Source organism: Halovulum marinum (assembly GCF_009697225.1).
GTDB lineage: Bacteria > Pseudomonadota > Alphaproteobacteria > Rhodobacterales > Rhodobacteraceae > Halovulum > Halovulum marinum.
The window spans coordinates 22,822-47,881 of record NZ_WIND01000013.1 but is presented as its reverse complement, the minus strand read 5'-3'; the positions used below and the strand labels follow the sequence as shown (position 1 = coordinate 47,881).

The following is a 25,060-nucleotide window of genomic DNA, read 5'->3' as shown; positions in this document are numbered from 1 at the left end:
AGTTCGGGCGCCCGCAGGTGCGCTTTCGGGACCACAAGTATATCTTGAAGAGTGCGAAAAACGGGAGATTGCAATGACCCTCATCCTGAAGCTCTCCGGAGCGTCGCTGAGACGGCGGGGTGCCGGCCTCTTTCTCAAGGGAGGCGATGCCTGGGGCGGCGATCGGGCGCTGGTCTACATTCCCGAACGGATTGCACATGCGATTTCGGGCGAGCATACAGGCCTTCGCTTTGCGCTGCACGCCCGCCACAAATCCCCCGAGGTGGAAAAGCAGGCGCTGGTGATCGAGAGAGTTCGCGACAGAAAGCCCGGATCGCGCGCGTTCAAGCTCGTCGTCGGTGGCGAGGATATCGTCAGGCTGGACGATGAGACGGTCCGTCTTCTCGAGGAGCATGCCACCATCGAATGCCCCGATGGACCGGCAGACTGGGACTTGCGCGCCATCGAAACGATGGAGGACGAGATCCACGAAAAGGAGCGGGAGCTCGAGATCTTGCGCGTCAGGCGCGACGCGGCTCGCAGGGAATGGTCGCAAGCGTGCGAGCGGGCGGCGCCGATCGCCCCGGACTAGACAGCACCCGAGGTCGGACGCGCCCTCTCCGAAAAAACAAGTTGATCCGCAAACGAAAACGGAGTCTACCTCGACCTGGAGAGTGCGCCGGGGGAGGGGACCTTGGACATCTATCTCGAGAAGGTCGATCCGGAGTCGGACTGCTTCCGCTACTACTCGATCCGCACCACGTCCGATCTCTTCGAGGACGGCGCCGTCATGGTGCAGTGGGGGCGTATCGGCCGGCGGGGCAGGGTGGCGATCCGCGGCTCGGGGTCCGTTGCCAGGTGCGAGGAGCTCGGTCGGAAGATCCTGTCGCTGCGCCTCAAGCACGGATACCGGCTTCGCCGAAAGTGATGCTGATGGAGTCATCGCGATGCCCAGGGAAAATCGAGGAGCCGGCTCCTGCCGATCCTTGAGAACCTGTGGAAAAATAAAGCTTGACTTTGATCTCGTGATTTTCACAGGCCGCCCCCATGATAGTCTCAAGACGGAAACGGGAGGCCATCGTGAAACCGGTGATCATCGCAGCCATTGCAATCCTGGCCGCCGCCGGCACTCCGGCAGCCGCCTCGAACCTGACCGACCAGCAGGTCATCGCCAAGTGGCGCCAGGCGGACGCTTCGTGCCAGGGGCGCGGCTCGTCGCGGCGTGCGTACCCCGAAGCCTGCGCTGTCCGAGCGCGCCACGCCGGCAAACTCGAGAGCCGTGGCTGGTGTCTCGATGACCGCATCTCGCTCTGGGTGCCTTGCGCCTTCAGCAAGCCCGAAGACTGAAGGCGATGGCCGATACGCATCGTGCTGACCTGGCGGTAGACTAGCTGGATTGGTTCACCAACCGGAATGCGCGCTGCCAGGCAGAATATAGGTAGGTCGCAGACCAGGTCAGCACCATGAAGCCGCCAAGCGCCTCCATGAGGGCGATCAGGCGAATGTCGCCCAGGGCCGTGATGTCGGTGTATCCCAGCGTCGTGAACTGTACCCCTGAAAAGTACACGAGATCTGTCCATGTCCCGTTGTAGGCGCCGGTAAGATCTCCGACACCCCAGCCAAGCAAGATACGGTATGCTCCCGCCCAAATGAGTATCTCGAGAGCGTGGATGCCCAGGAGGCCAAGGAAAACGATCTGGATCGTCAGGTTTGGCTGGTTTCGATCATAGCCACTGACGCGCTCAAGCGCCCGCAACGAGAGGTGATGGAGCGCCCCCATCAACGCAACAAGTGCCAAGCCTATGACGAATGCCATGACGCCTCCCATTCTGGCCTCAACGGGTACGGGGTCCGGTTTGTTGCATCCCAATGCGCTCGGGCCGAGCCTGACGCACCAGGAGGATTGGCGAAGTTGCGGATCTGTTTGCGGCTCTTCCCAGGGGAAGCTCCTGCGAATAGCTTGCGACTACTGCCGGTTGTTCAGGAGTCGCGAGCATGAAGATATTTCCCCGGATTCTGGCTTTCAGCATCCTGCTCATCGCTCCGAGTATCCTCTCAGCGCAAACGTCCTGGAGCAATGCAATCGCGGCCGTGAGCGAGAAGAGCTCAGCATACTACGATTTCGCCTTGAGCCTGGGCTCCGGGCATCCTGGTAGCGCCCTGCATGGAATTGGGTATGAGAGGCACATCTGCGCGATCATCGGCAGAATGCTCGGCTTCCAGAGCGAAATCAGGCAGGCGGAAACGTTCGAGGATCCGCCGCGAACGGTACAGGCCGACCCCATGGAGATCATGCAGCATGCGGTCTTTCTCGATTCATGGGTCGCTGCTGCGCGGAATGCTACTTCAATGACCGAAATTCAGAAGAAGAGTCTATGGAACCTTGAGTGCGTTGGTGAACACGGCATACCAGTGTCAGCCTACATCGACGATCCCGAATTGCACGGTGACTTCTCGGTCAGGGATGGCACACTGCTCGTGTACGGCGATATCGACTGGGGTATCCACGAGCGCTTCACCGAGGCCCTGGACGACCATCAAGGCGTTGCTACCATTGCTTTCGGCAGTGCAGGGGGAAGCGTCATGGATGCCATCCTGATCGGCATGGAGATCAGGATGCGAGGCCTCGCGACCACCCTGCACGGTCCTTGCTACTCAGCTTGCCCGCTGGCCTTCATGGGCGGGACTGAGCGCAGGATCTGGATGGGACCCGGGCCACACCTCGGATTTCACCGCGTGTATACGACATCTGGTGCCGTGCCGCTGGATGACGAGATCTACGATCAGATCGGCAAGTATCTCGTCTTGATGGACGTCGACCCCCTGCCTGTACTGAAATGGATGGCAAGTGCAGAACCAAGCGAGATGCACAAACCGGAACTCGAGGAGCTTTGCGTCCCGGGAGTGGCCACCTGGATCCAGAGAACCTGCGGATTCTAGCGGCGGCATCCGACCTGGCTCGCGGTGAACGAGTGTTCCCGCGAGGCGGCCACGAACCGCGGAGCGACCTGCTGCACTGAGTGCAAGCGGGAAAAAAGTGGGCCCAGCCCCCCCGAGCCGGGCCCCAGTTCAGGCAGAAGACTTCCGGATCGCCCGAGCAGCGTAGCGATAACCTCCGCAGGTGAGGTCGCGTCCAGAAGCCTTGATCAACATCTGTCACGGTTTGAAGTGTTTCCCACAATATCTAGTGTTTCGGCCGGCGTCGGTCGTCACGTTGGTGCAACAGTTTCTTTTCTGGATTATTCCGCGGGGCCGGACTTCCGGGAGCGTAGCCTCACCTCCGCGCGCAGCGCGTTCATCTCCCGAGCGGGCATGACCCCGGCAAACATATGGGCGTGGCGCAGTTCCGCGGAGTCACCGTGATCGATCTCCCACGGCATCATGGCATAGGAGCGCCGGGGCGGGAACCGCCCTCCGCCGGAACTTCCGCGCGGATCTCCTCCAGGACTTCCTCTGCGCCGGGCAGGTCCCTCAGCGAGGGATCGGCGATGCCGATCGGCTCGAGGCCCAGCGTCGGCGCATCCATGTCGAGCACGAGATAGGGATCGAAGTTCGTGTGCTGCCCCGGGTAGCCCTGCATGTTCGCGGTGAAGGCCACGGGCCCGTGCAGGCCCGGCAGCGTGCCGCGGCGCGCCCAGTGCGAATGGCCGCTCACCCAGGCATCGATCGGAAAGCGCAGCATGTCGTGGCGCAGGTCAGAGACATATGCCGGCGCCATCTCACCCTTGCCGGCTTCGGGCGCGAGCGCCTCGGGCACCGGGATGTGATGCGTCATGACAAGGGTGCGTCCATCCCAGGGCTTGGCGAGCTCCTGCGCGAGCCAGGCGCGGTCGGCACGGTGCTGGGCCGCGGTCGCGCTCGGCATGAGCAGATCGCCATCCGGCTCCGCGAGCACCTTGCGATAGTCGTTCATCAGGTGCCGTGCGCCGTACATCGTCGCTTCGAGGCGATCGGGATTCGGCCGGAGCACCTCGAAGTCGGCCCAGAGCGTCGCGCCGAGGATCCGCGTATCGCCGAGGACAAGCGTCTCGCGATCGAGGACGTGGACCCGGCGCCCCTGCGTGCGGGCCTCCGCGGCCAGGCGCGCATGGCGCCCCGGCAGGCTCGCGAAGTCGTCGTGGTAGAAGGCGTGGTTGCCGCGCGTCGAGATAACCGGCACGCCCCAGCGCTCCTCGATCTCGACGAGGCTCGAGACATGTTCGTCACCAGCGTGGAGGTCGCCGGCGATCAGGATTGCGTCGATATTGGTCAGGTTCACGTCCCGCGTGGGCTCCGGGAACGGAACGGGGTGGTCGCTGCTGCCGAATTCGCGGTGCAGATCGGACCAGTAGAGAAACTTGACCATTTCGGGCTCCTCGGTGCGATAGGTGGTCGTGGGATATGGGAAGACGCCCGGCGCGCGGCTGTGCGCCGGGGTTGGCTCGCTCACATGGGCGAGGGGGCTTCCTGCTCTTCGGCGCGGGGCAGTAGCTCCATGTCGAAGCCCGGCAGAAGCGATGCGATCTCTCCCCGTACCGCCGGATCGGAGACCGAGTTCGCCTCCGCCCGCTGGACATCGGCCAGCTGAGCACGATCACCGTAGCGTGCCTGGGCAAGCTCTGCGGAGGCGCGGCTTGCGAATACCGGCATGGCGCGCCCGTCTCCGCCCTCTCGGCCGATCAGGAGCACGGTGTCCGTGTCGTCCGTCGGGAAGACCCGATCGATCACGTGCTCGCGGAGACGAGCCTCCTGCTCGGACATGAAGCGGTAGCTGTGCTTTGGGTGGCTCGCCTCGATCCAGGCGTCGTCTTCGGTCAGGAGGATGGTCGGCGGGTTCTTCGCGTCATGATCGTCGAGATCGAAGAAGCCGAGACCCACGCGCTCGCCGCCGAACATGTCCTGGGCGGCATGGAACGCCTTGCGGCGGACGAAGTCGATCTGCGAGATCTCGCCGGTTGCCACGCTGACGACGGCAACAACATCATTGTCGTCGGTAGGCAGGCTTCCGGTGACCTGGCGCGGATCCGATTGACCAGCCTCGATGGCTGCCTTCGCCCATCGGTTCACCTGCGCAGCGATCTTGCGCCACTGGCCGATGCCAGCCTCGCCGATATCGAACATGGCGCCGTCGTGGGTGGGGATGGCCCCGCGGTACCCGGTCATGTTGTGGTAGAGTTCGCCCGTCTTCTCGCCGTTCAGCATGACGGCGTCGCGAGCGTGCCGATGTCGCCCGACGACGCGTATACCGGGACCTACTGCCTGCGCTGCGGCGCGCACTGGAACCATGCCGGGGAAGATCCGGCCTCGCCGCGCAGCGCGGAGACTCCGAATGGCTGATCCTGCCGACGCGAACTATTTTCCGGATCCCCGGCCGATGTCGGAGGCGCCGAAGGATCGCACCTCCGTGCTGGCCCGGATCCTCAGGGACCTTCCCGCGAAGAAGAGCGGCCAGGAGGCGTCGCAGAACCTTCACGACCTTGCGGGCCTTCTTGTTGTTGTCTGCCATCCTGGCGACATCGAAGGCGTGCGCGATCTCGGCTGGAGACTGGCGGGGCCGTTCGGCTACGGCCTCGGGCCCGACGATTGGTTCGAAGGCTGGTGGCCGCTGCCAGGAAACGGAGAAGGACATGGACAAGAAGACGACTGACCGGGCCGAGATCGGCCCTTGCTGCGCGGAGTGCACCTGCGAGCGCGGCAGCGCGGATTGCACCTGGATTGCCGCGGGTGGCGCCGAAGCGCGGCCGGTGACGCTCGAGAACCTCGGGCTGCAGGCCCGCATGGAGTTGGCGATACTGCGCAAGCGGAGGCTGCGGGGCGCGTTTCTCTAGAAGCCGGATGGGGCCCAACGCGCTCTCCGCGCTTCGAGCTGGGCTTTGGCAACCATGATCAGCACGGAGCGCTCCTCTTCCAGGAGTTGGCTCCAAAGCGCCTGCAGTTCATCATCCTGAGATTGCGCGCCCGGAGCGCCGGTGATCTCCGAGACCTTGCAGCCGAGGATCCCGGCCAACTTCGAGATGGTGTCGAAACGCGGACTCGCGACACGCCCCTGGATGATGTCGCGCACGGTGGTATGCCCGAAGCCGGCCTCGCGGGCCAGGCGCGAGGGATTATAGCCGCGCTCGCGCATGATGCGCTCCAGGTTCTTGCCGATCGTCGAGCCCTGCATGGTCGAGTCCTCCTTCGATCTTCGCGCCACCGTGCCGGGATTTTCTCTTGGCGTCCAACCTGGATGCGGCGTCCGTCACCTCGGGCACTACTGCTCCAAGCGTGCGGTCACCCCCGGTCCAGGACGCTGAGGATGAGGCCGATGGGTACATACCGGAAGAACAGGAGAAGGGCGGGGACGAGCGACCAATCCCGACATTGAGCGCACCATAGACGCCCAGCCCGCCCCCCCCCCAGGAATGGAACCCAGGTTGTCAGCATACTTATTGCAGAAACTCTTGAGGGCGATGATTGGCAGTAGCCTTGCGAGCTTGCGGTGCGCGGTCTAAGATAGTATTGAACTATAGTTCACATATGAGAACATTAGGGAAGGGGTCGGCCTTGTTACCCAATATTCTATGGATCATGGCTGACGAACTGCGCGCCTCGTCTATCGGCTGCTATTCGGCCGATCCTTGCTCTCCGGGGTGGGATCGTGCCGTGACGCCACATCTGAATTCGTTGGCCGCGAAGGGGGTCCGGTTTTCGCGCCATTGGTGCAACTCGCCAGCCTGCGTGCCCTCCCGATGCTCTATGCTGACGGCACAGTCGCCCGAGCGGTTGGCGATCTATTCCAACGAAGGGGCCTGGGCGAGCTATCCGGTTCCGCATGTCGCCCAGACCTTCCCCGAGCACTTCGCTGCCAACGGCTATCGCACGGCCAGTTTCGGCAAGGCGCATCTGCCGCGGGGGTATTCGGCATGGCAGCACAGGGATTCCAGTGGAAGCGGGATGAACGTATTTGCCGATGCCGTGGGCAGCGCCGTGCTGAAGGCGATCGTTCCACGCGGCATCCCCTCGCCAGTTGGAGGGCGGTTTCCGGACGATGTCTACTATCCGCCTGATGCGGTTACGGACAACGCGCTGGATTGGTTGGCAAACACGGGCGATCAGCCGTTCATGCTGCGGGTGTCCTACCTCCAGCCCCATACGCCCGTTCTGCCGCCCGACCGGTACAGGGCACGCTATGACCCAAAGGATTTCCCCGGCCACGACCTGCCCCGCTCGGAAGCCAGCCGATACGAGCAGTTGTTCGCGGCAGCAGTTGGGGGGCCAGAGCTGACCCACGCGCAGATGCAACAGGCTCAGGCGGATTATGCGGCGCTGACAAATTGGCTCGACGATCAGGTCGGCCGCGTTCTGGCAGCGCTGGATGCCAGCGAGCTGGCCGAGAATACCGTTGTCGTTTTCAATGCCGATCACGGCGCGTCGTTGGGCGAGGGCGGACTGTTGGCCAAGGTCGTTCATGCGCCGCAATCGCAGCGGATACCGCTTGTCATTCGGGGTCCCGGGCTACCCGCAGGCGCGGTACGCGATGATCTGAGCGAGGCGATGGATCTGGCGCGGACGCTTTGCGGGTTGGCCGGGATCGCACCGGACCCTGCATTTCAGGGCCGCGACCTGTTCTACGAACCCGCGCCCGAAATGGTCTTCTCGACCATCGGGCAAGGGCACCTCGGGGCCTCGGCATCGTCGGCTGCAAACGTCGGGACGTGGGATGGCGGGCTGGGGTGGCCACGCCGCGCTTGTCTGCGCACGGACCGATGGCGCTTTGACATGAATGTCAGGCAGGACGGCGGCCCGGTGGCTTCGGAGAACGAGGACGCCTTTCTTGCCGACAGTCTGGAGGATCCGCAGGAAGTCCGGAACCTTGCCCGCGATCCGGCGCACGCTGGCCAGGTAGCCGCGTTCCGGACCTGCCTGCTGGACCGGGCGGCTGCGGCGCTTGAACCGGCGTTCGTTCCACAGTTTTCGGCAGCGGAGGTGGGGGAGTTCGCCCCGCCCAAATTGTAAGGCGACAAGATGAGCAAACTTAAGGCCGCCGTTATCGGCGCCGGCTGGTTCGCGGCCCACAGTCACATTCCGGTGCTGGCGACGCGCGATGAAGTCGAACTGGATGGTGTATGCCGGTTGGGCGCGGCCGACCTGGCGCGGGTGAAGGACCATTTCGGGTTCGCTTTCGCATCCGAAGACTACCGCGAGGTACTGGCGCGCAAGCCCGACATCGTTGTCGTTTCCTCCCCGCATGCCTTGCACTACGAACAAGCCCGCGCGGCGCTTGAAGGCGGCGCGCATGTCATGTGCGAAAAGCCGATGACCCTTGATCCCGGTCAGGCCTGGGACCTGGTGAGGATCGCCGAGGAACATGACAGGCATCTGCTGATTGCCAATTCGCACAATTACCTGCCGCATGTCGCCGACCTGCATGACCGGATCGCCGACGGGCTTATTGGCGAGATCGAGCATGTCGCCTGCTCGTTCATCTCGGTCACGCGCGAGGTCTTTACCGGTGCCGACGGGCTGAAACGCTGGGACGCGGCGTTCTTCCGCCCTGACCGATCGACCTGGCAGGACCCGGCGGGCGGTGGCGGCTTTGCCTATGGGCAACTGAGCCACTCGCTGGCGTTGATGTACTATCTGTCGGGCCTTGATCCTGAAAAGGTCTCGGCGCTGACTCGGCAGGCCGAGGGCGTGGACATTGCGGATGCAGCGGTTCTGGGATGCGCTGGCGGCGCAACGGTTTCGATTTCCGGTTCGGTTGCCATGCCGCAGGGCGAGCGGGCGCTGATGCGGGTGTTCCTGGCGGGCAGTCTGGGCCTGATCACTGCCGAGTTCGATCTTGACCGGTGCGAGATCAAGCTGAACGACGGAACGCGCGAGATGCTGCCCCTGAAGCCTGGCGACTGGGCCGTGAACAGTGCCGGACCGGTGGATGCGCTGGCCGATCTGGCCTTGGGGCGCGGGCGCAACCAGTCGTCGGGTAGTATCGGTGCACTGACGACCGCGACGATCCACGCGATGCTGCGCTCGGCCGCCGAGGACGGCGTCATGATGCCGGTGCAGGCGCAATGAGTTGGGACGATCTGCGTGGCTCCGGCTTCGTGCTGCGCTTGCGGCCGGGAATGGCCGACGAGTACCGCCGTTGCCATGCCGAGATCTGGCCCGAAATGGTCGAGGCTTTGCAGGCATCGGGCATCGTGTTCTACGAGATTTTCCTCGACGAGGCGGGCGGCCAGGTATTCGGCCACATGCTGCGCAAGGGTCCGCAGCCGATGACCGACGACCCGGTCATCCTGCGCTGGCGGGACCACATGGCCGACGTGCTTGAGATGGACGGCGACCTACCGGCGCGCCTCCCGATCGAGCGGGTTTTCCGCATGACGGCCCCTGGTGGCCCGAGTTAGCTCAAGCTCAAGCCGTAGTGAGGCGACGCGGCAAGCGCTTCTATCTGCGCGGCGGCCATGTCCGGATCGCTCAACGCGACCAGCTTGGTATTGTCCGCCGGATTGCCGGTACGACGAGAAATTTCCAGGCTGGTGGATGCGAGCCGCGCCAGGATCTGCGTCAGTGCGGACTTGGAGACACGGGTCAGCGGAACCGATACCGAAAGCGAAACCTCGGCCGTGCCACGTTGACCGAAGACCGGCACAGCAAGGCAGAAGACGCCCGGCGTATATTCCTGGTTGTCGATGGCAAAGCCGCGCCGACGCGTTCGTTCCAGTTCTTCGGACAAGGCCTCGGGGGTCGCGATTGTCGTCCCGGTATAGACCGGCAATTCCGGCTCGTCGTAAAGCGCTTGAACCTGATCTTCGGGCATTTGGGCCAGCAACGCCTTGCCGACGCCGGTGGCGTGGGCCTGCAATCTGCGCCCGGTCTCGGACAGAAGCCGCAGCGCGTGCGAACTGTCGACCCGCGCAAGATAGACATTCTCGCGTCCGGACAGGCGGGCAAGCTGCGTGGTCTCGTTCACCTCGGCCACAAGCGCCTGCATGGCCTGTCGCGCGACGTCGATCATGTCATGCGTCCGCATATAGGCTTCGCCCGCTTCGAGCGTGCGGATGCCCAGCGTATAGCGCCGAGTGTCCGACATGGGCTCCAGGTACTGACGTCGGACCATGACGTCGAGCAGGGCGTGGAGCGAACTTTTGGGAATGCTAAGCGCGGCGGTCAGCTCCATGAAGCTGACGCCGTGATCCTTGGCAATCGCCAGCTCGAGGATGTCCAGAACCCGTTCCGCCGACTTGACCGAGCGGGGTTCAGCCGCGGCTGACTTGGTAGTTTTCGTGACCGTCACCGGGGTTCCCTTTTCGAATTACTTGCGGCGGCTTGACCGAACGCCGAATCGCGGGCATAGTTTACATGAACCACGGTTCTCATATGTGAACTCGTTAGAGTCGTCAAGGCCGGGGTCAACTGTACGCACCAAGCGTGCAGATAAAGGGAGGATACATTGCTGCACACATTCTTCGGGCGAACGCAGGTTCGCCGTGGCCTCATCGTACCTGGTCTGATGGCTGGGCTTCTGGTTTCCAGTGCGGTGGTGGCGCAAGACATTCCCGACGTGCCGCGGAACCGGACGCTGATCTCTCAGGGTTGGGATTTCTACAATCAGGTGCCGTCGACGGACAACTACAACCCTTATGCGGGAGTGCTGCTGCACGGGCGGAACAACCTGCATTATACGGTGTACGAGTCGCTCTTCTACACCAACCACAACACCAACGAGCGCATTCCGTGGCTGGCAGAGAGCATGGAGATCAACGACGACTTCACGGTGGTCACGATCAAGCTGCGCGACGGTGTCACATGGTCGGACGGCGAAACCTTCGACGCCGAGGACGTGATCTATACCCTCGAAATGCTCAAGTCTGAATCGCCGGGCATGCTATTCTCGTCCGCGATCGACGAATGGGTTGAAACCGCCGAGGCACCGGACCCGCTAACGGTCGTTCTGACGCTGAAGAAGCCGGGCCCGCGCTGGCCCCAGGATTTCCTTGCGACAGGCCAGGCATCGCGGTTGGTGATCGTGCCGGAACACATCTGGGCCGGGACGGATGCCAGCGAGTTCCCTAACTTCGATCTTGAAAAGGGCTGGCCGGTCGGAACCGGTCCCTACAAGCTTGTCGCGTCGACACCCTCGGCCGCGACCTTCGATCTTCGCGACAGCTGGTGGGCGGTGGACTCCGGCATGGTCGACGAGATGCCCAAGGTCGAGCGCATCGTCTACGTTCCGGGCACGCAAGAGGCGATGCCTCAGCTTTTCGCCTCGAACCAGATCGACATGGGGCGGTCGATCCAACCCGGCGCCTATGATGCGATACGGTTCCAGAACCCCGCACTGGTGTCGTGGAACAAGGAAGGCCCCGTCTGGGGCGCGCCGGACGGCTGTACCTATGCACTGCGGTTCAACAGCCAGGTCCCGCCGTTCGACAACGCTGCGCTCCGCCGCGCGATAAACTTCGCCATTGACCGCGATCAGATCGTCAACCTGGCCTACGAAGGCTCGGTTCTGAAGGCGATGATGCCGCTTTCTTCCTACGAGGGGATGCTGGACTACGTCGAGAAGATGAGCGCCGATCTTGGCCTCGATGCGCTGGACAATCCTGACCCTGCCAAAGTGGCCGAGATCATGGAGGGCGCCGGTTTCGTCAAGGGCGACAACGGGCTTTGGGCCAATGGTGACGGCAGCCAGTTGCAACTGGAATTGGCCGTGGCGCAGGGCGATCCGATTGGCCCGGTGCTGTCGCAGCAATTGAAGAACGCGGGCTTTGACGCGCTTTTCAAGGTGCAGCAGCTGACCGCCAAGAACGAAGCCGTGCAGGCCGGCAACTTCCAGATGGACGTGGGTCCGCATTGCGGTGCGCTTTACGATCCCTGGCAGACGCTTCAGCACTTCCACTCGAAATACTCTTCGCCGGAAGGTGAGGCGGTGAAGAACAACCGCGCAGTGACCCGCTACGAGAACTCGGAACTGGATGCCCTGCTGGACCAGATGGAGGCGATGCAGCCGTCCCCGGATGATCCGGAGTACATGGATCTGGTCCGCCAGGCGTCCGAGATCTTCGTCGAGGAACTGCCCGAGATCAGCCTTGCGGAAGAACTGCACACGCTGGTGTTCAACTCGACCTACTGGACCGGCTACCCCAATGCCGAGGACCCGTATATCGCGCCTTATCTTCCCTGGGCCGGGTTCCAACTGGTGATCTTGAACCTCGAACCGACGCAGTAAACGCCGGATTCAAATCCGCCAGGCGGCGATCCCTGTCGCCTGGCATTTTCATCAACAGATTGGCAGGCAAAATGGAAGCTCTGGTTTGGGAAGGTCCCGAGGCGATGACACTGAAGGATTGGCCCGATCCGGTGCCCGGCGCGGGAGAGTTGCTGATCGATGTCGCCTATGTCGGTATCTGCGGTTCGGAACTCGGCGGTTACCTTGGCCACAACGCGCTTCGGGTGCCGCCGCTGGTCATGGGGCATGAGTTTGCCGGCACCGTTGCCGCGATTGGCGAGGGCACCGAAACCAACCTGAAGGTCGGCGACCGGGTGACCTGCAACCCGATGGTGCCCTGTGGCGAGTGTGAGTATTGCGCCGAAGGTGCGACAAATCTTTGCCTGTCGCGCTCGTTGATCGGTGCGCACCGGCCTGGCGCTTTTGCGTCCCGCGTCACGGCCCCTGCACGGGCCACGTACCGTTTGCCGGACAGTGTTTCCCTGCAAGTGGGCGCCATGGTCGAACCGTTTGCGGTCGGTATCCGGATCGGCACAATGGCGGGCAACCTTACGGGCAAGACTGCCCTTGTTATCGGCGCGGGGCCGATTGGCCTGCTGGCCGTTCAGGTGCTGAAGCATTGCGGCGCGGAAAAGGTGTTCTGTGTCGATCTCGACGCCGACCGGCGCGAGATGGCCCGCAGTTTTGGTGCCGAGGTCATCGTTCCCGAAGAAAACGACACGGTGGACTATATCCGATCCGCCACCGACGGGCGCGGCGTTGCGGTGACGGTCGATGCCGTCGGTTCGGCCCAGACCCGGGCACAATCCGTGGCGGCCACCCGGTCGGGCGGCGATGTGCTTTTGTCCGGTCTTCATGCCGAGGCCAGCGATTTCCCGGCCTCTGAAGTGATCCGCCGTGAGATCGTGGTCAGGGGGACGTTCTGCTATTCCGCGAAAGATTTCGCAGATGCGCTGGCCGCGGCCGCCGATGGCAGCCTGTCGCTTGGGTCCTGGATCGTCGAGGCGCCGCTGGGTGAAGGGGGTGCCTGGTTCGACCGGCTCGTGAAGAACCCGGGCAACGTATCGAAGGTTCTTCTGATGCCGGGTCAGGCAGCATGAAGATCGTCAGCATTGAGGCCTTTCCGATCAAATCCGAGATGGTCGGTGCCCTCTACAAGGGAGCCGGCACCGAAGGCCGCCGGCCGCCCTGGACCAAGGACGCCGAGGTGGCCGGGCCGATGTCGGGCTACGAGCGCTTCAAGAAGCTCCGGTCCACGTGGCGCTATGACGGTGCCGTTGGCTGCCTGATCACCGCCGAGGACGGCACGACCGGGTTCGGTACGACCCGCTACGATCAGCCGGTCATCCACCTGATCAACGACCACCTCGCGCCGCTGTTGGTGGGCGAGGACTGCATGGCAATCGAACGCCTGTGGGACATGATGATGCGCATGACCACGCCCTATGGCGTGTCAGGCCTGCCGTCCTATGCGGTCTCGGGGATTGACCTCGCGCTGTGGGACCTGAAGGGCAAGCTGCTGGATCAACCGGCCTACAAGCTGGCAGGCGGGCCAGTGCGGGACGATCTGTTCGTCTATGCGACGGGCAACGATACCGACTGGCACATGGAACTGGGGTTTCGGGGCACCAAGCTGGCGTGCCCGTTCGGATTGTATCACGGGCTGGACGGTCTGGCCGGAACCGAAGCGCTGGTGGCCAGGACACGAGAACTGATCGGGCCGAATGTCGAACTGATGCTCGATTGCTGGATGGCGTTCGATGTCGAGTTTGCCGTCCGGCTAGTGGACCGGCTGAAAGACTACAACCTACGCTGGATCGAAGATTGCCTTCTGCCTGAATACGCGGAGGCGCACGATGAACTCCGCCGCCGCGTGCCGGCGCAGACACTGGCGACCGGCGAGCATTGGTACAGCCTGCCGTCGTTCGGCAGCGCCTGCGCCCGCCGCGTGGCCGACATCCTCCAACCGGATATCTGCTGGGCCGGGGGGTTCACCGGGTGCCGGAAGATCGCCCAACTGGCCGAGGCGCACGGGCTGGAAGTCTGCCTGCACGCAGGCGCCAACACGCCCTATGGCCAGCATCTGTCGGTGACATCGCCCGCGATCCGTTGGGCTGAATACTTCGTTGGCGGCGCGCCGGGCGTGCCGCTGGAAGAAACCCGGGTCTTTCCCGGGATGCCGGTTCCCGTGAATGGCCGGGTCGCGCCATCTGACGCGCCGGGCTTTGGCTTGGGCCTGAACGATGACGTTCTGGCTGCGATGAGGCGCTGACCATGTATTTCGACTATGTGCTCCGCCGCTTCCTGGTGATGCTGCTGGTCATCTTTCTGGCAGTGACGATCAACTTCGCGTTGCCGCGCATGATGCCCGGCGATCCGATCGAAAGCCAGTTGAGCCAGCTATTGGCGCAGGGTGGCGGATCGGTCGGGGACGTCGGTGCAATGGTCGCCGCATATCGCGAGAAGTTCGGCCTCGATCAGCCGGTCCTGCACCAGTACTTCAACTACTGGGGCGCACTGTTCCGGCTGGACCTGGGGTTCTCGCTGGCCAGCTATCCCGAGCGGGTCGGCGCGGCGATCCTCGCCGGGTTGCCATGGACGCTGGGTCTGCTTGGCTTTGCGACGCTGGTTTCGTTCACGGTCGGGACACTGCTTGGAGGGCTGATCGCCTGGCCCAAGGCCAGCCGTCTGTGGCGCGGACCGGGCGCGGTGGTGCTGTTACTGTCCTCGGTCCCCTACTTCCTGATCGGCATGGTGCTGCTGTATTTCTTTGCGGTGGTCTGGCGCATATTCCCTGCGGGCGGCGGATTGCCCTACGGCACCTCGCCCAGCTTCGACTGGGCGACGGTGAAGGGCATTCTCTGGCACGGCACTCTTCCCGCCGCATCGATCATCCTAGCCGAAACCGGGGCATGGGCCGTGGGGATGCGGGGTATGCTGGTTTCCACCCTGGGCGAGGACCACATCGCGCTGGCCGAAGCCAAGGGTCTGAAGGACAAGCGCATCTTCCGCCGCTACGGGATGCGCAGCGCAATGCTGCCGCAGCTGACCAAGCTGGCGCTTACCCTCGGGCACATCGTTTCCGGCGCGATCCTCGTCGAGGTGATCTTCTCGTATCCCGGTATCGGCTTTCGCCTGTACCAGGCGATCCAGGCAAAGGACTATTTCGTGGTGCAGGGCATCGTTGTCTTCCTGTCAATCTCGCTGGCGCTGGCTACCTTCATTCTTGATCTGATCTATCCGCTGATCGATCCGAGGATCTCGGCGCGGAGGCGTGGCTGATGCGGATGAATGCATTCCTCGGATGGGGGCTCGGCATCCTTGTGCTGCTGATCCTGACCGCCATCATCGGCCCAATGGTTGCCGATCCCAAGATGGCCGAAGTCGGCGCTGTCATTCCAAGGCAGAAGCCTTCGACAGAGTTTCTTCTGGGCACGGATGGGCAGGGGCGGGACATGATCGCTGTGCTCATCTACGCGCTACCGCAAACCCTGAAGATCGGGTTGCTGGCCGGGCTGATCTCGCTCGGTGTCGGAACAGTGCTCGGGCTGGTCTCCGGCTTTGTCGGCGGCTGGGTGGATGCTGTGATCCGGACGATCTCGGACGTGATGATGACCATCCCCGGCATCGCGATCATGGTGCTGGTGGCGGCCAATGTGCGCGTGATGACCGTCGAGATCATGGCGGTCATCGTAGCCGCGCTCAGTTGGATGATCGCGACCCGCACGATCCGGGCGCAGACGCTGTCGGTGCGCGAGCGAGGCTATGTCCAGATCGCACGGCTGAATGGCCAGTCCGGCCTGAAACTGGTCTTCGTCGAAGTTCTGCCGAACTTGCTGACCTTCATCGCCGCCAGCTTCGTGATGACCGTCAGCCAGGCGATGCTGGCGACCATCGGGCTGGAGGCCCTGGGCTTGGGGCCGCAGGATGACCTGACGCTGGGCATGACGATCTACTGGGCGCAGTTCTACGCGGCAATTGTGCGCGGCATGTGGTGGTGGTGGATGCCGCCGGTGTTCATCATCTCGCTGATCTTCGTCGGATTGATGCTGACCTCGATCGGGCTGGATTCCACCGTCAACAAGCGTCTTGCGAGGTAGTGATGCTGCTGGATGTAAGAAACCTCAGCGTCGAGTACGTGACCCCCAAGGGGCCGGCCTATGCGGTCAACGACGTTTCGTTCTCGTTGAAAAAAGGCGGGCGGCTTGGGCTGGTCGGCGAAAGCGGCTCGGGGAAATCCACCACCGTGCTTGCGCTGATGCGCCTGTTGCGGGGCGGGAGGATCGAGGCGGACGGCATTGATCTGGACGGGCGCGAACTGACCGGGCTAAGCGATCCCGCCTATCGTAAGCTGCGCTTCGCGGACATGGCGATGGTGCCGCAAGGAGCGATGTCGTCGCTGAACCCGGTTCTGCGGATCAGCGAGCAGATGGGCGACATCTTCGACGATCACGGCGTGCGCCACGGGCGCAGCGAACGCAGGGCGATCTTAGGGGACCTGCTGGAACGGGTCGGCCTGTCAGCCAACGTCCAGGACCGGTATCCGCACGAATTGTCCGGCGGCATGAAGCAGCGGGTGTGCATCGCCATGGCCATCGCGCTGGGTCCGGACCTGATCCTGGCAGACGAGCCGACCTCGGCGCTGGACGTGATGGTTCAGAAGCAGGTGCTGGCGACCCTTGGCCGAGTCCAGCGCGAATTGGGCGCGGGGATACTGCTGATCGGGCACGACATGGCGCTGATGGCGCATTTCGTGGACGATCTGGGCGTTATGTACGCCGGCCGGTTGGTGGAAACCGGGCCGGTGCGGCGACTGTTCGCCAAGCCGCGCCACCCCTACACCAAGATGCTGATCGACTCGCTGCCATCTTTCGAACGACGCGGAACCTTCAAGGGGATCCCCGGTGTTGGGCCTTCACTGTTGACCCAGCTGGAAGGGTGCCCGTTTCACCCGCGATGCCCGATGGCGACGGATATCTGCCGCAGCAAACGCCCGGATCCGCGCCCGGTGGATGCCGAAGAGCCGCGCCATCTGGCCGCCTGCCACCTGGCCGAGGAACTTTCATGACCAGCACGATCGAAGCCCGGAACGTAGACGTCGTATTCTCCTCGGGTCTGGGCGGGCGCGTCCGGAAGACCGCCTTGCAGGACCTGTCCCTGACAGTGGGCGGGGAAAGCCCCTCGATCACCGCGGTGGTGGGCGAAAGCGGCAGCGGCAAGACGACACTGACCCGACTTCTGCTGGGCTTCCAGCCCGCGACGTCGGGCGAGGTGATGTACAACTGCAGGGCGATGTCCTCGCTGAGCCCCAACGAGGTCAAGGCGTTCCGCCGGGATGTCCAGGCGATCTTCCAGGACCCGTTCGAGGTCTTCAATCCGTTCTACCGGGTCGAACATCCGCTGGTGACGCCGTTGCGCACTTTTGGCCTGGCGCAGTCGAAAGCCGAGGCCATTCACCTGATCGAACAGGCGATGGAGACCGTTGGCCTGCGCCCGCAAGAGACCATAGGCAAGCACCCCCACCAGCTTTCAGGCGGACAGCGACAGCGGATCATGATCGCCCGTGCCCTGGCGCTGCGGCCGTCAGTGATCATCGCGGACGAACCGGTAAGCATGGTGGATGCGTCGCTCCGCTCGACCATCCTCGAGCTTCTGTGGAAGCTGAACCGCGAGCAGGGGATCGCGCTGATCTACGTGACCCATGACCTGACCACGGCCTACCAGGTGGCCGAGACGATCCTTGTTCTTTACGGCGGTCAGGTAATGGAAATCGGCAGCGCCGAAGATGTCATCCATCGCCCCCGCCATCCATATACCCGCGCCCTGATCGAGGCGGTCCCATCACCCGATCCGGACATTCCCTGGAACCTAGGCGATGGCAGCGATACGGGCGAGGTCAGCAACATGCCCGACCAGGGCTGCGCATTCGCGACGCGTTGCCCGCATGTGATGGAGAAGTGCCGGGCGCAGCGCCCGCCCCTGTTCGATACCGACCCGTTGCGCGCATCGGCCTGCTGGATGGATGAGCGCACCGAAACGACCACCGCCGCTGAAATCCAACGCCGCGCCGCGACGGCCCGAACGGTTGCCGCGGAATGATCGTCGATGCCCATTGCCATATCTGGAACAGGTGGCCCTATCAGCCGCCCGTGCCCGATCCTGAAAGCCGGTCCCGGGCAGAGCAGTTAATCTGGCAAATGGATCAGAACGGTGTGGATCATGCCTTGGTGATCGCCGCGGCCATTGGCGACAACCCGGCGAACGCCGCCGATGCCTTTAACGCCGCTGACAGCTTCCCCGGCCGATTAACCGTTTTCCCGGACTTGGAATGCCGCTGGTCCCCGGACTATCAGCGACCGGGAAGCAAGGACCGGCTTCGCGCGGCGCTCGACCGCTGGGGCATGAAGGGCTTCACCACCTACCTGACCGAAGACGAAGACGGCAGTTGGCTGCTGGGGGAGGAAGGCGACGCCTTCTTCACCCTTGCCGAGACCATGAGCCTTGTCGCCAGTCTTTCCCTGATGCCGCACCAGTTGCCGGCCTGCGGTGAACTCGCACGTCGCCACCCCGGCCTGCCGATCCTGTTGCACCATCACGCCTTTTTCGGCCCTCGCAGCGGCACGACCATGGCTGACCGGGAACTTGCCGAGGCGGTCGCCGCGCAGCTCAATGTCTTTGTCAAACTCTCCGGGCTGGGGAATGTTGCGGGGCCGGAGGATGACTATCGCTATTCCGGCCTCACATGGATCAAGACACTCATGCGCGAACTGTTTCCGGGTCGAATGGTCTGGGGATCAGATTTCCCGGTCTCGTCCCGGCATATGACCTATCGGCAGTCGCTGGAGGTGTTGCGGCGTCACGGCCATCTTGCTCCCGCTGAAGCGAGTGGCGTTCTAGGCGGCAAGATGGCCCGGATGTTGCGCTTGGGGGAATCCTGCCGAGCAGGGCGCTGATTTGCGGTAGCCTTGGTCAACGCGCGGCGTTTAACCCTCGGAGTTATGTGCGCACGGATCGCACCGAAAAGAATTCGGTTGCCATCAAGGCTGATGGCACCGCCCTTTTCGAACTCGACTTCGATTTCGCCGTGACGATTGCGGCCAGGTGAAAGGTCACATCGGGTCGCTGGTCGATCATCCTGTCTGTCGCGCTAGGGTCGATGCCTCGTGCTGTCCACCGGGAATGCGGCGTCAGTTGGGCTGGACAGCGCCGGCGGGGCGCACATCTTCAAGGCCAAGACTACCGGCCCTGGCGGCGCCCGGTGGTCAATCGAGCGGTGAACGCCCCGGTGAAAGGAGCCCGCAGGCCGTTAGAGGGCGCGCGAGCGCTCGAGGCCTACCGGACGCAGGCCTGCATTTCTGGCAGGGCCGAGTCGCCAAGCATCACTCGAAAGTCCGCGCCACCGGCTTGCCCGTGAGGCCTTGCGCGAACTCGTCCGCGCGCTTCTCGAAGGTCGCGGCACTGCGCGCGTCGCTCTGGTAGAACCGGCCGCGCTCGAGGCCAGGAGCATAGGCCTGCTCCAGCCAGCCGCGGGGATCGCCATGGGGCGAGCGGTAGCCTTCGTGGCCGAGCTTCTTCGCGCCCGCATAGTGCGTGTCGCGCAGGTGCAAGGGCACCTGCGCCGGCGGCTCCGATGTCACCGCCTGCATGGCCAGGTTGATCCCGCGGCAGGCCGAGTTCGACTTCGGCGCGCGGGCGACGTGCAGGGCCGCGTGCGCGAGGATGATGCGCGCCTCGGGGTAGCCGATCATCTCGACCGCCTGCGCCGCGGCGACGGCAGTCTGTAGCGCGGTATTGTCCGCCAGGCCGACGTCCTCGCTTGCATGGACCATGATGCGCCGGGCGATGTAGCGGGGATCCTCGCCACCATGGATGAGCCGGCCGAGCCAATAGAGCGTCGCGTCCGGATCGGAGCCCCGCATGCTCTTCACGAAAGCCGAGATGATGTCGTAGTGCTGATCACCGCCGCGATCGTGGTTGACCGGGGCGGCCTCGTAGGCGTCGGCCAGCATGTCGTCGGTGATCTCGACGCGATTTCCGCTGCCATGACCGATCGCGAGACTCTCGAGCACGGTCAGCGCGGCGCGGGCGTCGCCGCCCGATCGCCCGGCGATGGTGCGCTTGTGCGCTGGCGAGAGCGCGACCTCGAGCCCCGCCTTCGCGAAATGCGCCAGGCCGCGATCCAGAACCTTCTCCATGTCCTCGATCGAGAGCGGCTCGAGCTTCACCACCGTCGAGCGGGAGATGAGCGCCTTGGGGAGCGACGTGTAGGGATTCTGGGTGGTCGCGCCGATGAAGTCGGCCGTACCGTTCTCGGAGATCGCCAGGAGATCGTCCGCCTGCGTCGCCGAGAAGCGGTGGACCTCGTCGACGAAGATGAGAAGCGGGGTGCGCGCGGCCTCGTCCGCAAGCGCCCGGATATCCTTCACCCCGGCCCGGGTGGCGTGGAGCTGGCGGAACTCCTTGCCGAGTTCCCGCCCCACGGCCTCGGCGATCGAGGTCTTGCCGATGCCCGGCGGCCCGAAAAGGATGATGCTGCCCAGCTGCTGGGCGGCAATTCTCCGGCGCAGGATGCCGCCGGGCGCAACGGCCTTTTCCTGCCCGATCACCTCGTCGAGGGACTGCGGGCGCAGGAGGTGCGCAAGTGGGCGCGATGCAGGCTCGGCGGCGAAGAGATCTTTCACGATACGGGGTCCTTGGTCAGTTCTGGCTCCGGCGCGGCTCGCAGGCGGGCGGTGCGATCGACACGCTGCCGGTCGGCAGCGCTCGGTGGCAAATCGAGCGTCTCCTGCATAGCCGGAGGAAGCACCTGGCGCCACACCAAGCGGGTGACGCCTGGCAGGATTGCCTGGAGAGGCGGGGAATTCGTTGACCTTGGAAGCATAGCCTGATAGTTTGCGAAAAACAAATACCAGATGAGACTTTCTCACGTGCCCACGCCACGGATCTCTCGCGTCTACTCCGCTACTCCGCTCATATCCTGAGCGGAGGGTTCCGAAGCGGGCCTCTTTCGAGTACGCGAAAAACACGAATCATTGCGATTTTCAGACGTCCACCATACGCTCTGGCAGGACACCCGATCTCAAGGAGACATTCATGACCACCACGCTGACCCAGGCGTTCGCCGAGAAGGGCATGAAGGCCCGCTACGAAAGCGCCCCCGCGAAAATCCTTCCGCTGACGGAAGACCTGCTGCGCGACCTGCCTGCCGACACCGCCGACAAGGTCGGCCAGGAACTGAAGGCCGGCGACGTCATCGTCAGCTGGCAGCCGGAAGGCGGCAAGCGCAAGGGCCGCGTCCTCGATCCGATGGGCTGGAACGATCTCTCGATCGTCGTGCCGATGGGCGATGGCACCGAGAGCGTCGTGGGCGCGAGCGACATGGTCGATACCGCCGTGCGTCTCGTCGACATGGGACGCGACGATCGGCAGAATCGCAAGGATCTCGTCGAGCATAACGAGAAGGCGCAGCGGGAGCACCGCGCGCTCGTCGCGCGCGGCGAGCTCGCCGAGGACGACGAGTTCGTGCCGGCCAAGCCCCGCTACGCCGATGGCGCCTTTGCACAGAACGACGGCTTCGTGGCTTGCATGAAAGCGCGCCTGGCTGCAGAGCACGACAACCCGTTCAGCGGCCTGGAAGGCAAGTCGATCGCCGCGATGGCCGAGTTCAGGATCGGCAGGGCGACCGCGCACAACCTCACCGCCGAAGACGCGCGCATGGCCCAGGAGGCCAAGTCGCTGCGCACGGAGATCGCGAAGCTCCGGGCAGCCGATGCCGCGCCGGCCGGGGAAAAGCGCGAGCATGGCCTCGAGCGCGTCACCGACGAGCTGAACGACCTGCCGAGCGCGGGGCAGGGCATGACCGCTGCCCAGGTCGCCGCGATGATGCCGAACCGGGAGCTGATCGGACTGGCCTTCGCGCCGCTGACCACGACCCCGCTCGAGGAAATCCAGTCCCGCCGCCTCGGCCCTCGTGACGCGAACACGGTCATCGCCGACCTGCGCCGCCACGAGGAAACCGAGTGGGGCCCGGGTGCGATCGAGAAGACGCGCGCACTGCTGACCAGCCGCATGCCGGGCTACTCCTTCGAAGGGAAGATGTTCAGCCGCGGTGGCGTCGACATGATGCTGATCGCCGACCAGGCCGGTGCCGTGCTCTACGCATGGGACAGCGAGACCCGCGTGAAGGACTTCGACGCCGCCCCGATGATGGAGCAGCTGACCGAGGCCGACGTTCCGACCGAGGACGAGCTGCAGGCGCTGCGCGACGAGCTCAAGGACCTGCGCTACGACAACGGCGCCGAGATCGACTTCGGCTTCGATGACGAAGACGAGGATGAGCCCGAGTACGATGACGAGGACGACTACGGCATCGGTGCCGGGCCGCGCCCCGACGGGTACTGATACGCCGCCGAATGGCTGCCCCGAAACGAGAGAGGCCGGCGGGATGCGCCGGCCTTTTTTTGTTATTGTTTCGGGACCGGGAAGCCGCCCCTCCAACCGAAGGAAGGTCGAGGTGCGTGTTTCGGATCAGCCGTTGCCAGGCATCTCCGCCGCACTCTGGAAAGCCTCCACGACCGCCGCGCCGTCGGCGTCAATGTACTCGCTTGGCGTGCCCCGAAAATCGAAATGCGGCTGCAGCGGTCAGCCACAGCCTTCGACCAGGAGGTCAGAGGTCGCCCGGATTCCGAAGACTTCTCCCTTGGCATAAAATACTCCGGCTCATGCAGTTCCCGCCTGAGTGAACATCCACCCCCTTTGCTCCAGCGGTACCGGATCCTCCCCCAATACGAGCAGCGCCTTCCAAACGACGGCAGCGGTAGAATCGATGACAGGGATCCCTATCTGGGCCTCCAGCTCAGCCATGAAGCTCCAGCCGCGCATGTTGGTGCACATGATGACGATCGCCTGAGCCCCATCCCTGGCCGCCGAGCGGCACATGGCGCGGATATCGTTGTCGGAAACGGTCGAAAAAGCAAAGTTATCGGACAGGTTCAAATGCTCCTCCCCGACTACTGAAATCCCCTGTCCTGCATAGGTCGCGATAATTTGCGCTTGCACATCTGCCGTATAGGGAGTGACCAAGCCAATCTTTGATGCCCCGTGGCGCGCGAGCAATTCATTGATCGCGCCAACGGCGGTGCAGGCGGGAGTTCCGGTCTCGGCCTCGATTGCCGCGCACAACTCCGCGTCCCAGTCGGGGCCAAGCCAACTCGCGGAAGTCCCTGACCAGGCAATGACCCCAACTTTTGCATCGGACAAAAGTCGCGCGGCAACGAGCATCGGCTCCAGAAGAAACTGGTTGTTCGCACCCTCGTCGAGGGCGATCTTTACCACATTGAAGCGTGAGAAGTGGGCAGATACGCCCGGCAGGTCAGCGACAAGCGCTGATGTGCCTGGCTCAAGGATGGTATTTGAAGAAGGGGTCAGGACCCCCATCAATTTGCGGTCCATCATGCGCCCCTCGGTTGGCCCATTTCCAAAGACAGAGGTACTATCTCTTCGATATTGCCGGCCTCTGCGGCGAGGCGTGCCTGCTGACGCGTCAACTCGCGCCCTGCCACCTGCCAGTCGATCCGCGTGGGTTGGCCTCCGGACAAGATACTCCGGCCATCCACATAGACAGATTCGATTGCCCGCTCGGCAGCTTGGTGAACGATGGTACGTAGCGGGTCACGCACCGGGTGCATCTGCGGATGGTCCATGTTGAAGGTAACGAGATCGGCCTTCGCTCCTGGGGCGAGCCGGCCCAGATCGTCTCGCCCCAACAGCTTCGCCGCATTGATCGTTGCTGCGTTGAACAGTCGGGTTGTACTGCTGCTGTGCTTGGGACCTGAGGACGCGCGGGCCAGAAGTTCGGCCACCCGGATCTCCTCCAGCATGTTCTGCGGATGCGTGTCGGTACCCAGAGTCACGTTCACTCCGGCATCCATATAGGCACCGATGTGATGAAGGACCGTGCCGTCGCGGATAAAGACGGTGGGGCAATGAGCAATTGAACTACCGGTTTCCGCCAGGAGTTTGAGGTCGTGATTGCGAGGCCAAAGGATCCACGGGTGCTCGTCGGTAAATACGGCGTGGCCTATGATTGTCTTTTCCCCGAGGAATCCGATCTCGGCCATGAACTCGATAGGAGACATGTTATGCCGCTGCGCCATGCAGTGGAATTCCGGGTAGCTTTGAGCGCCGTGGGTAAATAGCGGGCGCCCGGTTTCTTCGGCCAGTGCGATGGAGTCGTGTAAAAGTGCCTCGGTGCAGGTGTCGATCTGTGCGGGCGCGACCACTGCGCTAAAAAGCCCACTTTCATGGACTTCAGCGGCATCCATCACCATTTGCGCCTCCGAGAAAGCGGCGGCACCGCCATCATCGGCCCAGTCGTAGAGCGTCTGCTGCCCCGTCTCGGCGTACCAACGGGCCGAGCGAAACATCGGCGCGACCCAGACTCTAAGACCGCTTTCCTCGAGGATATCGAGCCAGCCCGGGTAGGCATGACTCAAGTCGAAGATCGTGGTGATCCCTGAAGCTGCCATCTCGGCCAGTGCGTAGCGGGCAGACGCAGCCAGGGCTCTGTCATCCTGAATGAAGTTCCGGCGAAAGGCCTGGCGCCCGCTGAAGAACAGTCGCGGATTACCCCATTCCTCAACAAAATTCCGGAAGATCGGCGTCTGTGTCGGGTGACAATGCATGTCGATCAGCCCCGGCATGACAAGAAGGCGACTGCCGTCGACCTCTGTATCGACCAGGCCATCGAAACGACCTCCGACCTGCCTCAGTCGGTCCCCTGTCCAGGCGACATCGCCGCCGCGCAGGTATGTATGGGCCTCCTTGTGCTCGTCCCAGGCAATGATCCAGTCTGCAGCGCGGATACACGTCGTCTCGGTCATCTCGACT

Annotated in this window: 26 protein-coding genes; 18 read left to right on the top strand and 8 right to left on the bottom strand. The window is 63.6% G+C overall.

Translation table 11 applies throughout. The features are described 5' to 3' along the window. Positions 1–73 precede the first annotated feature (73 nt). The 3 genes from GE300_RS14850 to GE300_RS14840 all read left to right on the top strand — a co-directional run bounded on the left by GE300_RS14850 (position 74) and on the right by GE300_RS14840 (position 1,326). Positions 74–571 carry a hypothetical protein gene (locus tag GE300_RS14850; protein ID WP_154447451.1) on the top strand — a complete coding sequence of 166 codons (498 nt, stop codon included), beginning with the start codon at positions 74–76 and terminating at the stop codon, positions 569–571. Between the two features lie 102 nt (positions 572–673). Then, positions 674–907, top strand: coding sequence for a WGR domain-containing protein (locus GE300_RS14845; protein ID WP_154447449.1), 234 nt, complete (start codon positions 674–676; stop codon positions 905–907). 152 nt (positions 908–1,059) lie between these two features. After that, a complete protein-coding gene (locus GE300_RS14840) occupies positions 1,060–1,326 on the top strand; it encodes a hypothetical protein (RefSeq protein WP_154447447.1) in 267 nt (88 codons plus the stop codon). A 40-nt stretch (positions 1,327–1,366) separates the two neighbouring features. Here the strand turns inward: GE300_RS14840 and GE300_RS14835 are convergent, their stop codons facing one another. Then, a complete protein-coding gene (locus GE300_RS14835; protein WP_154447445.1) occupies positions 1,367–1,795 on the bottom strand; it encodes a potassium channel family protein in 429 nt (142 codons plus the stop codon). A 179-nt stretch (positions 1,796–1,974) separates the two neighbouring features. Between GE300_RS14835 and GE300_RS14830 the strand changes: the two genes are divergently transcribed. Next, positions 1,975–2,919, top strand: a complete 945-nt coding sequence (locus GE300_RS14830; protein ID WP_154447443.1) for a hypothetical protein — start codon at positions 1,975–1,977, stop codon at positions 2,917–2,919. Between the two features lie 439 nt (positions 2,920–3,358). Here GE300_RS14830 and GE300_RS14825 read toward each other — a convergent pair whose 3' ends face one another. Continuing rightward, positions 3,359–4,324 (bottom strand): metallophosphoesterase, encoded by a 966-nt coding sequence (locus GE300_RS14825; RefSeq protein WP_154447441.1) that lies wholly within the window; start codon positions 4,322–4,324, stop codon positions 3,359–3,361. An 80-nt stretch (positions 4,325–4,404) separates the two neighbouring features. Then, positions 4,405–5,160 (bottom strand): hypothetical protein, encoded by a 756-nt coding sequence (locus tag GE300_RS23100; protein ID WP_233417052.1) that lies wholly within the window; start codon positions 5,158–5,160, stop codon positions 4,405–4,407. A 127-nt stretch (positions 5,161–5,287) separates the two neighbouring features. Here GE300_RS23100 and GE300_RS14815 point away from each other — a divergent pair, with 127 nt between their 5' ends. After that, positions 5,288–5,605 carry a hypothetical protein gene (locus tag GE300_RS14815; protein ID WP_154447439.1) on the top strand — a complete coding sequence of 106 codons (318 nt, stop codon included), beginning with the start codon at positions 5,288–5,290 and terminating at the stop codon, positions 5,603–5,605. Then, entirely contained in the window at positions 5,586–5,786 is a 201-nt protein-coding gene (locus GE300_RS14810) for a hypothetical protein (protein WP_154447437.1), read from the top strand. Before GE300_RS14815 ends, GE300_RS14810 begins: the two co-directional genes overlap by 20 nt. Here the strand turns inward: GE300_RS14810 and GE300_RS14805 are convergent. Next, on the bottom strand, positions 5,783–6,124 hold the full coding sequence (locus GE300_RS14805; RefSeq protein WP_154447436.1) for a helix-turn-helix domain-containing protein: 342 nt from the start codon (positions 6,122–6,124) through the stop codon (positions 5,783–5,785). The two genes, GE300_RS14810 and GE300_RS14805, sit on opposite strands and share 4 nt — an antisense overlap. A gap of 353 nt (positions 6,125–6,477) precedes the next feature. On the opposite strand from GE300_RS14805, the gene GE300_RS14800 reads away from it, so the two are divergent. From GE300_RS14800 to GE300_RS14790, 3 genes are read left to right on the top strand one after another with little or no spacing between them, the layout of a single operon-like run. Beyond that, the gene (locus GE300_RS14800) at positions 6,478–7,956 is read left to right on the top strand and encodes a sulfatase family protein (RefSeq protein ID WP_154447434.1); all 1,479 of its coding nucleotides are present in this window, start codon (positions 6,478–6,480) and stop codon (positions 7,954–7,956) included. A 9-nt stretch (positions 7,957–7,965) separates the two neighbouring features. Continuing rightward, positions 7,966–9,015: a Gfo/Idh/MocA family protein gene (locus GE300_RS14795; RefSeq protein ID WP_154447432.1), complete on the top strand. Its 1,050-nt coding sequence runs from the start codon at positions 7,966–7,968 to the stop codon at positions 9,013–9,015. Further along, positions 9,012–9,347, top strand: a complete 336-nt coding sequence (locus GE300_RS14790) for an L-rhamnose mutarotase (protein ID WP_154447430.1) — start codon at positions 9,012–9,014, stop codon at positions 9,345–9,347. The genes GE300_RS14795 and GE300_RS14790 overlap by 4 nt, the downstream gene beginning before the upstream one ends. On the opposite strand, the gene GE300_RS14785 is transcribed toward GE300_RS14790, so the two are convergent. Then, positions 9,344–10,237 (bottom strand): IclR family transcriptional regulator, encoded by an 894-nt coding sequence (locus GE300_RS14785; protein ID WP_154447428.1) that lies wholly within the window; start codon positions 10,235–10,237, stop codon positions 9,344–9,346. The genes GE300_RS14790 and GE300_RS14785 overlap by 4 nt on opposite strands. Positions 10,238–10,393: 156 nt before the next feature. Here GE300_RS14785 and GE300_RS14780 point away from each other — a divergent pair, with 156 nt between their 5' ends. From GE300_RS14780 to GE300_RS14745, 8 genes are all read left to right on the top strand, one after another. After that, positions 10,394–12,172 (top strand): ABC transporter substrate-binding protein, encoded by a 1,779-nt coding sequence (locus GE300_RS14780; protein WP_154447426.1) that lies wholly within the window; start codon positions 10,394–10,396, stop codon positions 12,170–12,172. A gap of 104 nt (positions 12,173–12,276) precedes the next feature. Further along, positions 12,277–13,272 (top strand): zinc-dependent alcohol dehydrogenase, encoded by a 996-nt coding sequence (locus GE300_RS14775; RefSeq protein WP_233417050.1) that lies wholly within the window; start codon positions 12,277–12,279, stop codon positions 13,270–13,272. Beyond that, positions 13,269–14,444, top strand: a complete 1,176-nt coding sequence (locus tag GE300_RS14770) for a mandelate racemase/muconate lactonizing enzyme family protein (protein ID WP_154447422.1) — start codon at positions 13,269–13,271, stop codon at positions 14,442–14,444. Before GE300_RS14775 ends, GE300_RS14770 begins: the two co-directional genes overlap by 4 nt. A 2-nt stretch (positions 14,445–14,446) precedes the next feature. After that, a complete protein-coding gene (locus GE300_RS14765) occupies positions 14,447–15,454 on the top strand; it encodes an ABC transporter permease (protein ID WP_154447420.1) in 1,008 nt (335 codons plus the stop codon). Beyond that, positions 15,454–16,272, top strand: a complete 819-nt coding sequence (locus GE300_RS14760) for an ABC transporter permease (RefSeq protein ID WP_154447418.1) — start codon at positions 15,454–15,456, stop codon at positions 16,270–16,272. The genes GE300_RS14765 and GE300_RS14760 overlap by 1 nt, the downstream gene beginning before the upstream one ends. A gap of 2 nt (positions 16,273–16,274) precedes the next feature. After that, positions 16,275–17,240: an ABC transporter ATP-binding protein gene (locus tag GE300_RS14755; RefSeq protein ID WP_154447416.1), complete on the top strand. Its 966-nt coding sequence runs from the start codon at positions 16,275–16,277 to the stop codon at positions 17,238–17,240. Next, a complete protein-coding gene (locus tag GE300_RS14750; protein WP_154447414.1) occupies positions 17,237–18,271 on the top strand; it encodes an ABC transporter ATP-binding protein in 1,035 nt (344 codons plus the stop codon). The genes GE300_RS14755 and GE300_RS14750 overlap by 4 nt, the downstream gene beginning before the upstream one ends. Further along, positions 18,268–19,125: an amidohydrolase family protein gene (locus GE300_RS14745; protein ID WP_154447412.1), complete on the top strand. Its 858-nt coding sequence runs from the start codon at positions 18,268–18,270 to the stop codon at positions 19,123–19,125. The genes GE300_RS14750 and GE300_RS14745 overlap by 4 nt, the downstream gene beginning before the upstream one ends. A gap of 426 nt (positions 19,126–19,551) precedes the next feature. Here the strand turns inward: GE300_RS14745 and GE300_RS14740 are convergent, their stop codons facing one another. Continuing rightward, a complete protein-coding gene (locus GE300_RS14740) occupies positions 19,552–20,853 on the bottom strand; it encodes a replication-associated recombination protein A (RefSeq protein ID WP_325063254.1) in 1,302 nt (433 codons plus the stop codon). Positions 20,854–21,265: 412 nt separating this feature from the next. Here GE300_RS14740 and GE300_RS14735 point away from each other — a divergent pair, with 412 nt between their 5' ends. Beyond that, the gene (locus tag GE300_RS14735) at positions 21,266–22,573 is read left to right on the top strand and encodes a hypothetical protein (RefSeq protein ID WP_154447410.1); all 1,308 of its coding nucleotides are present in this window, start codon (positions 21,266–21,268) and stop codon (positions 22,571–22,573) included. A 318-nt stretch (positions 22,574–22,891) separates the two neighbouring features. On the opposite strand, the gene GE300_RS14730 is transcribed toward GE300_RS14735, so the two are convergent. Further along, a complete protein-coding gene (locus tag GE300_RS14730; protein WP_154447408.1) occupies positions 22,892–23,626 on the bottom strand; it encodes a maleate cis-trans isomerase family protein in 735 nt (244 codons plus the stop codon). Next, on the bottom strand, positions 23,623–25,053 hold the full coding sequence (locus tag GE300_RS14725; RefSeq protein WP_154447406.1) for an amidohydrolase family protein: 1,431 nt from the start codon (positions 25,051–25,053) through the stop codon (positions 23,623–23,625). Before GE300_RS14725 ends, GE300_RS14730 begins: the two co-directional genes overlap by 4 nt. Between the last annotated feature and the right edge of the window lie 7 nt (positions 25,054–25,060).